Source organism: Ruegeria sp. O11, assembly GCF_056535285.1.
Genome location: NZ_JBQERS010000013.1, coordinates 109,805 through 118,611, shown reverse-complemented (window position 1 = coordinate 118,611; position 8,807 = coordinate 109,805). Strand labels below are relative to the sequence as shown.

7 protein-coding genes are annotated in these 8,807 nt (G+C 54.0%); 6 read left to right on the top strand and 1 reads right to left on the bottom strand.

What is annotated here, in order from left to right; genetic code table 11:
- Positions 1-281 precede the first annotated feature (281 nt).
- Positions 282-1,217 carry a LysR substrate-binding domain-containing protein gene (locus tag ACRZ91_RS18620; RefSeq protein WP_480907704.1) on the bottom strand — a complete coding sequence of 312 codons (936 nt, stop codon included), beginning with the start codon at positions 1,215-1,217 and terminating at the stop codon, positions 282-284.
- Positions 1,218-1,455: 238 nt separating this feature from the next.
- On the opposite strand from ACRZ91_RS18620, the gene ACRZ91_RS18615 reads away from it, so the two are divergent.
- From ACRZ91_RS18615 to ACRZ91_RS18590, 6 genes are all read left to right on the top strand, one after another.
- Positions 1,456-2,406 carry an ABC transporter substrate-binding protein gene (locus ACRZ91_RS18615; RefSeq protein ID WP_480907702.1) on the top strand — a complete coding sequence of 317 codons (951 nt, stop codon included), beginning with the start codon at positions 1,456-1,458 and terminating at the stop codon, positions 2,404-2,406.
- 84 nt (positions 2,407-2,490) lie between these two features.
- Positions 2,491-3,519, top strand: coding sequence for a quaternary amine ABC transporter ATP-binding protein (locus tag ACRZ91_RS18610; protein WP_480907700.1), 1,029 nt, complete (start codon positions 2,491-2,493; stop codon positions 3,517-3,519).
- Positions 3,519-5,501 carry an ABC transporter permease gene (locus ACRZ91_RS18605; RefSeq protein ID WP_480907698.1) on the top strand — a complete coding sequence of 661 codons (1,983 nt, stop codon included), beginning with the start codon at positions 3,519-3,521 and terminating at the stop codon, positions 5,499-5,501. The genes ACRZ91_RS18610 and ACRZ91_RS18605 overlap by 1 nt, the downstream gene beginning before the upstream one ends.
- Before the next feature lies 1 nt (position 5,502).
- Positions 5,503-5,874, top strand: coding sequence for a cupin domain-containing protein (locus ACRZ91_RS18600; RefSeq protein WP_480907696.1), 372 nt, complete (start codon positions 5,503-5,505; stop codon positions 5,872-5,874).
- Positions 5,871-8,270, top strand: coding sequence for a trimethylamine N-oxide demethylase (locus tag ACRZ91_RS18595; protein WP_480907694.1), 2,400 nt, complete (start codon positions 5,871-5,873; stop codon positions 8,268-8,270). The genes ACRZ91_RS18600 and ACRZ91_RS18595 overlap by 4 nt, the downstream gene beginning before the upstream one ends.
- Positions 8,257-8,709, top strand: a complete 453-nt coding sequence (locus ACRZ91_RS18590; RefSeq protein WP_480907693.1) for a hypothetical protein — start codon at positions 8,257-8,259, stop codon at positions 8,707-8,709. Before ACRZ91_RS18595 ends, ACRZ91_RS18590 begins: the two co-directional genes overlap by 14 nt.
- Positions 8,710-8,807: the final 98 nt, after the last annotated feature.

Genomic DNA, 8,807 nt, shown 5'->3' with positions numbered 1-8,807 from the left:
CCGTAGGGCAGCAGATCATCACTGGAAATGCCCAGCTTGGCACCGATCTCCTGAATCGGCTTCTTGTTTGCCTCACGGGCAATCTCAATATCGGATTTATAGCTCATTGGGCTTTGGACTCCCTGCAAAAGTAGGCCGAACGAATTCAGACCCGTCCGCATATGCGACCCGGGGCTGAATCAGATACTTTCTTTAAGGTAAATATTTATTCCCTTCGGTCAACCTTTGAATTTCAGAGACATTGAAGGAAAGAAAATTTATCGCGCGATGGCGCCATCGGATCACGCGTAACGTTTGCGCCCTGCGCTGAGCCCTAACAACCAATCCTCGACAATGCGTCGCTCGGGAAATGATTTTTGCGTTGGGTTCTTCAGAAGATAATATCCCGACTGCGTTCGTACCGATATGTCCTGGATTGGTCTGACCAACGCACCGCTTTCAAGCAGGGGGTCGACAAGATGGGCCCAACCCAGTGCGACACCCAAACCATCAACTGCTGCTTGTATAGAGAGAGGATAGGTGTTGAAGGCCACAGCGCGTTCCATCAATGAGGTGGAAATTCCATTGCTGCCAAGCCAGGTATGCCAAGTCATCCATTCTGCGTGGCTGCTAGTCACCTCAATCAGATCCAATTCCGGCAGCGCGGATAGTACTGCCGCCTTCGGATTACTTTTGAGATAATCAGGGCTGCACACAGGGAAAACGGTTTCCCCGAACAAAAGCTGCGCCTCATATCCGGGCCAATCCCCTTCCCCGCGCAATATCGTCAGATCCATAGAATCAGACAGGCACTCCGCGTCGCTGTCCGAAGACACCAGCGAAATACGGATGCGGCCATTGGATTTGTTGAACTTACGCAGCTGCGGCATCAACCAGAGCGACGCGACAGAGTTGGTCGCGGAGATCGACACCGTATTGGCCTGATGTTTGGCCAACATATCACGGCTGACGTCTCGCATCAGATCCAGCGACTTTTCAACGGTCGCCAGCAATATAGCCCCTTGCTGTGTCAGCGAAACCGACCGATGACCTCTGACAAACAAGGGTACGTCATAATGTTGCTCCAGCAGACGTACTTTGCGGCTGATTGCTGTTTCCGAAATGTTGAGCACCTTGCTGGCCTGCGCAAAACTCTGGGCCTTGGCCGCCGCTTCAAAAGCCAAAAGGTAGTCGAGCGGTGGAAGAACCTTCCCGGTAACTGGTGCTTTCTTTGGCATCTGACGGCGGATTCCCAATCTGAAGCGGATTGCAATCAAAGAACATTCGCCTGCGTCAACTGGAAACCGATCAGGCAACTGACTGTTAAGATAGTAAAAAAATGAATTAGCCTCAAGATTTTATGGGCAACGCCTCTCAAATTTCTGTTCTGCGTTTCGCGCAAATTTGGGCAGAATGCGCAAATTCGGGGCCGGAAGAGCCCTCAATCCAATATCGAACGTCACTCAGGGAGCAATCATGAAACTTTCAAACCTACTTTCTGCTGCAACCTTGGCAGCGGTAGCGGGCACCGGTGCGATCGCAGAAGACAGCAGCGATCCGATCGTCATCCCAATTCACAACTGGTCCAGCCAGATCGTTATGTCTTACGTGGTCGGCCAGTTGTTCGAAGAGATCGGTGATAATGTCGAATACGTCACGACCGATAGTCAGGCGGTCTACGAGTCGGTGCGTCTGGGCGACGTCACGCTTGAGATGGAAGTCTGGGAAGGCGCATTTGGAGCATCCTTCCGCGCGGCTCTGGAAAAGGGTGGTCTGCATGATGCAGGCGACCACGATGCCGTCACCCGCGAGGACTGGTGGTATCCGATGTGGACCAAAGAGTCCTGCCCCGGCCTGCCCGATTGGAAAGCTCTGAACGACTGTGCGCATTTGTTTGCAACAGCAGAAACCGGCGACAAGGGCCGATATTTGGATGGTCCAGTAGACTGGTTAAAGCATGGTAAAGAGCGTGCCGAAGCGCTTGATCTGAATTTCACCGTGATCAATGCAGGTTCGGCTGCAGCCCTATGGGCCGAGATCGGCGCCGCAGAGGCGGACAAGAAGCCGGTTCTGGTCTTCAACTGGACACCCAACTTTGCCGAAGCTGTCTGGCCCGGTGAGTTTGTCGAATTTCCTGCCTGGGAAGATGGTTGCGACAAAGACCCATCCAAAGGTCCGAATCCCGAGGCTTTGTATGATTGCGGTAATCCAGCCACCGGTTACCTGAAAAAAGCCGCGTGGGATGGCATGAAAGACAAGTGGCCGGCGGCCTACTGCGTATTGACTGAAATTTCGTTCACCAACCCGCAAATCGCGGAAATGGCCAAACTGGTCGACACAGACGAGCTGGAACCGGAAGAGGCAGCAGCCGAATGGCTGGATGCTAATCGCGCCGTTGTTGACTCCTGGATCAGCGCCTGCAGCTGATAATCCGGTCATTCGCAACGAAACTGGCGCGGCCTTGCCAATCTCAGTGAAGCAAGGCCGTGCCTAACAAGAAAGAAGGCAGCCATGTCCGCGACAGCGCCCGTCATCTCAGCCAAAAACGTCTGGAAATTGTTTGGAGCTTCTCCTGAGACCTATCTGAAATCTATTCCCGCGGGCCGCAGCTTCGATGAGATACGTGCGGACGGCTACATCGCCGGGGTTAAAGACGTCTCGATTGAAGTTGACCGGGGCGAAATGCTGGTCATCATGGGACTGTCCGGATCAGGCAAGTCCACTCTGGTACGGTGCTTTTCGCGCCTTCATGACATTACCGGCGGCACGATAGAGGTTGACGGTCAGAACATCATGAGCCTGAGTGAGCGCGACCTGATCGAGTTGCGCCGCAACAAGATGGGCATGGTGTTTCAGTCCTTCGGTCTGCTGCCGCATCGTACCGTTCTGGACAACGTGGCCTTCCCTTTGGAAATGCGCGGTCAGGATCGCCATGATCGACGTGAGCGGGCTTTGGAAGTAATCAAGCTGGTCGGCCTTGAGGGTCGTGAAGAGTATTTCCCGCGCGAGCTCAGCGGAGGGCAACAGCAACGCGTCGGCATCGCCCGGTCCCTGGCGATTGAGCCGGACATCTGGTTTCTGGATGAGCCGTTCTCCGCACTTGACCCTTTGATCCGACGTGAAATGCAGGATGAATTCCTACGGCTACAAGAGATGTTGGGTAAAACCATTGTCTTTATCACCCATGATTTTGACGAAGCGCTGCGTCTGGCGGACCGGATCGCGATCATGCGCAATGGCGCGGTGGAACAATGCGATACGCCGGACCAGATCGTCATGAACCCCGCCACGGAATACGTGGCGAAATTCACCGAGGACATCGACAAAGCCCGCGTAGTGCATGCGAAAGGGCTGGCGAAACCAGTCAACGGACACGCTTTGGAAGGCGCACCAATCAATGGTGGAGCAACGATCCACGAACTTGCGCGGGTTCTGGTCAATGACAACCGCATCCTTTTGCCGGTTGCAAATGACAAAGGCGTTGTCACCGGTGTTCTGGAGCGCGACACCGCACTGAATGTCCTGCTCGGAGCCGAATAATGGCGACGCTGTCGACAGATCTGACAGAGACATCAAACAAGCCATGGGGACGTTCCCGTGTACTTACTGTGCTGCTTGCCGTAGCCTTCGCACTGATCCTTGCCAAGGCAGTTGGTATTCTGCCTGAATGGCTAAACCGCATCCCCGAAGCCGCCATCCCACCCACAGCGCAGGTTCTGGACGCAGTTTTCAGCTTCATCCAAAATGACCTTGGCTTGATTTATGTAACCCGCTTTATCGCGGAAGGTCCTCTAGAGTTTCTGCTGGACACGTCAGCAAACCTTTTGGAAGGCAAGCGTCGCTGGCCCTATCTGGGACCAATCCCATGGTCTGCGATTGCCGCCGTCGCTGGGGTTGTTGGATACGCTGTTGGTGGTTGGCGGTTGGCCGCCCTGGGCGCTGGAACCTTTATCTGGACGGCTGCGATCGGTCAGTGGAAGATCGCCATGCAAACAATGTCCGTGATCGTCGTCGCGGCGCCTTTGGCGTTCCTGCTGGGTCTGGCGCTTGGTATCGCCGCGTGGAAATGTGGCTGGTTCGAGCGGATGTTGAAGCCCATTCTGTCTGTGCTTCAAACCCTGCCCTTCTTTACCTATCTGCTACCCGCTGTGATTTTCTTCAAGGTGGGGCCAACCGCTGGAGCGGTTGCAACAATTACCTTTGCCATCCCGCCTATGATCTTGATGACAACGCTCGGGCTAAAAAAGGTCAGCCCAGAAGTGATCGAGGCGGGCCAAATGTCCGGCTGCACTCGCTGGCAGATGCTGCGCCATGTCTATGTTCCGGCAGCACGCACCGAAATTCTAGTCGGCGTAAACCAGGTGATCATGCTGTGTCTGGCCATGGTTGTTCTGACCGCCTTTATTGGTATGCCCGGTCTCGGTGCCAAGCTGTTGGCAATGATGGGCAGCTTCAAACTTGGCAGATCGTTCGAGATTGGCGTTACGATTGTTCTTCTAGCCGTAACGCTGGATCGGATGTCCAAGGCATGGGTGGTCAAGCAACCTGTTCACTTTGAGCGTGGGACACCCTGGTGGAAGCGGTATAAGATTTCGCTGGTCGCACTGGGTCTATTCATTGGTTTTATTCTGCTGTCGCAGCTGTTTCCGATCCTGGCCGAAGTTGGTCGCAAACAGCACCTGAGCCAAGGCAAGGAAATTGATGTTGTGATCAAGTCGGTCCTGGCGATCGAGGCTATCAAGGGAACAACTGAATGGTTGCGCTGGTTTCTGAACGTCAAGGTTCTGATCCCGTTCCGGGACACGTTGCTGGCGATCCCAACCCCAGCCTTCATCCTAATAGTCGTTGCCTTTGCATATTGGATCGGTGGACGCCGCCCAGGTATATATGCGGCGGTTTTCTTTACCATCGTCGCATTCTCGGGTTGGTGGGACCGATCTGTGATCACTCTATACACAGTTATTTCAGCTGTTGCTCTGGCCACCTTGATTGGCATACCGCTCGGTGTAATCGCTGCCCGATCAGAACGTTGGTCAAAAAGCATCCTTTTGGCCTGTGACACAGCACAAACCTTCCCCAGCTTCATCTATCTGATCCCGGCAATCATGCTGTTCGGCGTTAATGACGTAGCTGTTGTGTTCTCGATCCTAATCTTCGCCGCGGTACCATTGATCCGGTACACCATTATTGGCCTCAGCAGCGTACCCTCGGAAATGACCGAAGCGGCAGACATGTCTGGATCAACGCGGCGGCAAAAGCTGATGTCAGTTCAGTTTCCGCTGGCACTACCGACAATGGCAGTTGGGTTCAATCAGGCCATCATGTTTGCTTTCTTCATGGTCATCATCGCAGCCTTCATCGGCACTCAGGATCTGGGACAGGAACTGCAGCGAACGCTGGCCGGCACCGAGTTGGGTAAAAACTTTGTCCTCGGCCTGAACGTGTCGCTGATGGCTCTGACCTTTGACATGGCCATTAGCAGCTGGACGGAACAGCGCAAGAAGCGATTGGGGCTCGATTAAGATGTCACAACAGCAAAATATGCGTACGGTCACCCGTTTCGACGATACCGGCTTTGTCAGAATGCAGATGAAAGACCTGCCCGACGAACAAGTTTGGTGGAAAAATGTCAGCTTTGACCAGGATACCGGCCAAGGCAGCTATCTGATGAAAATGGCACCTGGCACGCGCTCGAACCCGCATATTCATCACGGTCCGGAAGAGTTCTTTGTCCTTGAAGGTGACCTGACCGATCGCGATGGATTCAGCTATCGCAGCGGTGACTTCGTAAGTCTAACCGCAGGTTCCAGCCATTTTTCACACACTAAATCGGGATGCCTTTTGGTGGTCATGCATCGCGGCGCGACCGAATCTATTCAGGAAGGTGTATTATGAATGTGAAGCCGGTCTTCGAAGTGCCGTATGAACGCAGCGGGGTTCTGGCTCCTGGCCTTCCAATCCTGCCCCATGGCACGGAACGTCATCCCGTCCCTGGCACAGGATCGCGTGCTGTTACGGTGTCCAAAGGCGACACGATCACATTGTTGGATCGCGATGGGATGCAACCCGCCGAGATGGTGTTCTTTGCCCCGGATCGAAGCTCGGACGCTGCCATGCTTGGCGCGCAGGGGCACGGGCGACCAGAGGGGCTGATTGCAACTCTGGCGAATGGCTCGGCTTCGGGCAAGAAAGTGCTGCGCGCGTTAGAGGTTGCTGGTTTCGACATCGGACGCGGGGATGCAGTCAGGGCCTTCTCAGATGGATCACGCCCCGGCGACATGGTGCATTTCGTGGCGGAAAGTGACGGTCTTCTAATCGTCGCCGCACCCGGTCAGGCGATGCGCCCCCAGGACAACAATCCGCCCACGGATATCATCCTGTATATCCAGCGCTCGGCACCCGGATTGGAAAAGCCCGATGTCGGCCCGCCTGATCCGTTGGCTGACCCCCTGAAGGACATCAACATTCAGCCCGGCAATGCCAAGTCCTATGAGGTCAAGGCAGGCGAATTCATTCAGATCGTGGATATCCGCGGACGCGAGTGTTCTGATTTCCAGGCCTTCAGTCGCCGCGCTCTGGATCAGGGGATCGAGCGTGAAATTGACCCGACAACAACCCGTAGCCTGATGGGCAGCTTGTATCCGCAACCAGGTATATTCTCGAAATACTGGTCAGTGGATCAGGAACCCCTGGTTGAGATCGTGCAGGATACGTGCGGTCGCCACGACACGTTCGGGCTGGCCTGCACAGCAAGGTATTATGAAGATCTGGGCTATCCTGGCCATGTCAATTGCTCGGACAATATCAACAAGGATCTGAGCCAATATGGCATCCGTCCCCGCGCAGGTTGGTCCGCGATCAACTTTTTCTTCAATACAATGCTGGACGATAGCAACACCATCGGTATGGATGATCCTTGGTCGCGACCCGGAGATTTCGTGCTGCTGCGCGCATTGACGGATCTTGTCTGCGTCAGTACCGGCTGCCCCTGCGACATCGACCCGGCCAATGGCTGGAATCCAACCGACATTCAGGTGCGAACTTACAAAGCGACCGAGGATTTTAAACGGTCCTACGGCTACAGAAAATCTGCGGAGGCGGATGTGGAAGAAACCAAGAAAACAGCATTTCACGACTGCTTTGCACGTGATACCCGTGATTTTGTCGAATATAGTGGATATTGGCTGCCTAATACGATGACCAATCATGGCGCAATCGCAGAGTATTGGGCCTGTCGAGACAAAGTCGCCGTAATGGATCTGAGTCCACTGCGCAAATACGAGGTTGTTGGCCCGGATGCCGAAGAACTGATGCAGCTTTGCGTGACCCGCAACATGAAGAAGCTGAGCGTCGGTCAAGTTGTCTATACGGCAATGTGCTATGAACATGGCGGTATGATCGACGATGGCACTATCTATCGGCTGGGTGAGACCAACTTCCGATGGATTGGTGGCAACGACACCAGCGGTTTGTGGCTGCAGGAACAAGCGCGTAAGCGCAACATGAATGTCTGGGTTCGAAACTCTACAGATCAGTTGCACAACATCGCGGTACAGGGGCGGCACAGCCGCGACATCCTCTCGCAGATATTCTGGACGCCACCCCAGCAGCCAACCATAGAAGAATTGCCTTGGTTCCGGCTTACCGTGGCCCGGGTCGGGGATGTGCGCGGCACCTCTGTCGTGATTTCCCGAACCGGATATTCCGGCGAATTAGGATATGAAATCTTCTGCCACCCCAATGATGCTGTCGAGATTTTCGACCGTGTCTGGGAAGTTGGTCAGGATTATGGAATTGCTCCGCTTGGCCTTGCCGCCCTCGACATGTTGCGGATCGAAGGCGGCTTGATCTTTGCCGGGTCCGAATTTGACGACCAAACCGATCCGTTCGAGGCTGGGGTCGGTTTTACCGTCCCATTGAAATCTAAGACCGATGACTTCATCGGGCGCAGCGCAATTGAGGAACGCAAGGCTCACCCTCAACGCAAACTGGTCGGGTTTGATATAGAAGGTGGAACAGTTCCTTGTCCGGGCGATTGTGTACGTATCGGAAAAGCGCAGGTCGGTGAAATCACCAGCGCGATGAAATCACCCATCTTAGGCAAGGTCATCGCCCTCGGGCGGGTTGCATCAACCCATGCGCTCGAGGGGCACAATATTGAGATCGGTCAACTGGATGGGCAGCAAAAGCGCTTGAAGGCAAAAATTGTTCCGTTCCCGCATTTTGATCCAGCAAAAGAACGTGTGAAGGGTGTCTACTTAAAAAACGATTTCCCGGATGCGGCTGAATGATAAATTGACAACCAAGCAAACAGCCAAAGTTGCGGTCGTTTGTTTTCTGGGATTTGTCATGGCTACTTCGCCAGAAACCGGCTTCGCAGGATTATGTGACAGGGTTATCGCACTTGAAAACTACAACACCACTGGTTTCTCGCCGAAAGGAGCAACGTGCGAACCGTATGTCGGCCTGGTCAATGTCCAAGGCATTTCATGCCGATGGGAGTTTTCGTTCCGAGACACCGAAGCCAATCGCGCATTCAACGACCTATGGACCGAAGTAACACGTTGCAAAGACGGAACTCAGAAACAACACGGTAGTTCCGTTAACCACCCTGACAGCTACGTACAGAAGGAACTTATCACCTCGGACCGTCTTTATCGCGTCGCCCAAAAAGACAAGAGCCAAATCAATCGCTCATTGGTGTTTTTGAGTCTCGAACATCGCAATTGACGCAGCCGACGTACCTTTGTTCGCTAGATGACTAAGGATAGAGTAGTTCATGCTCTGCCATCTTCGATCGTCACGAAGCCCAAGTGCCGGACAAAAGA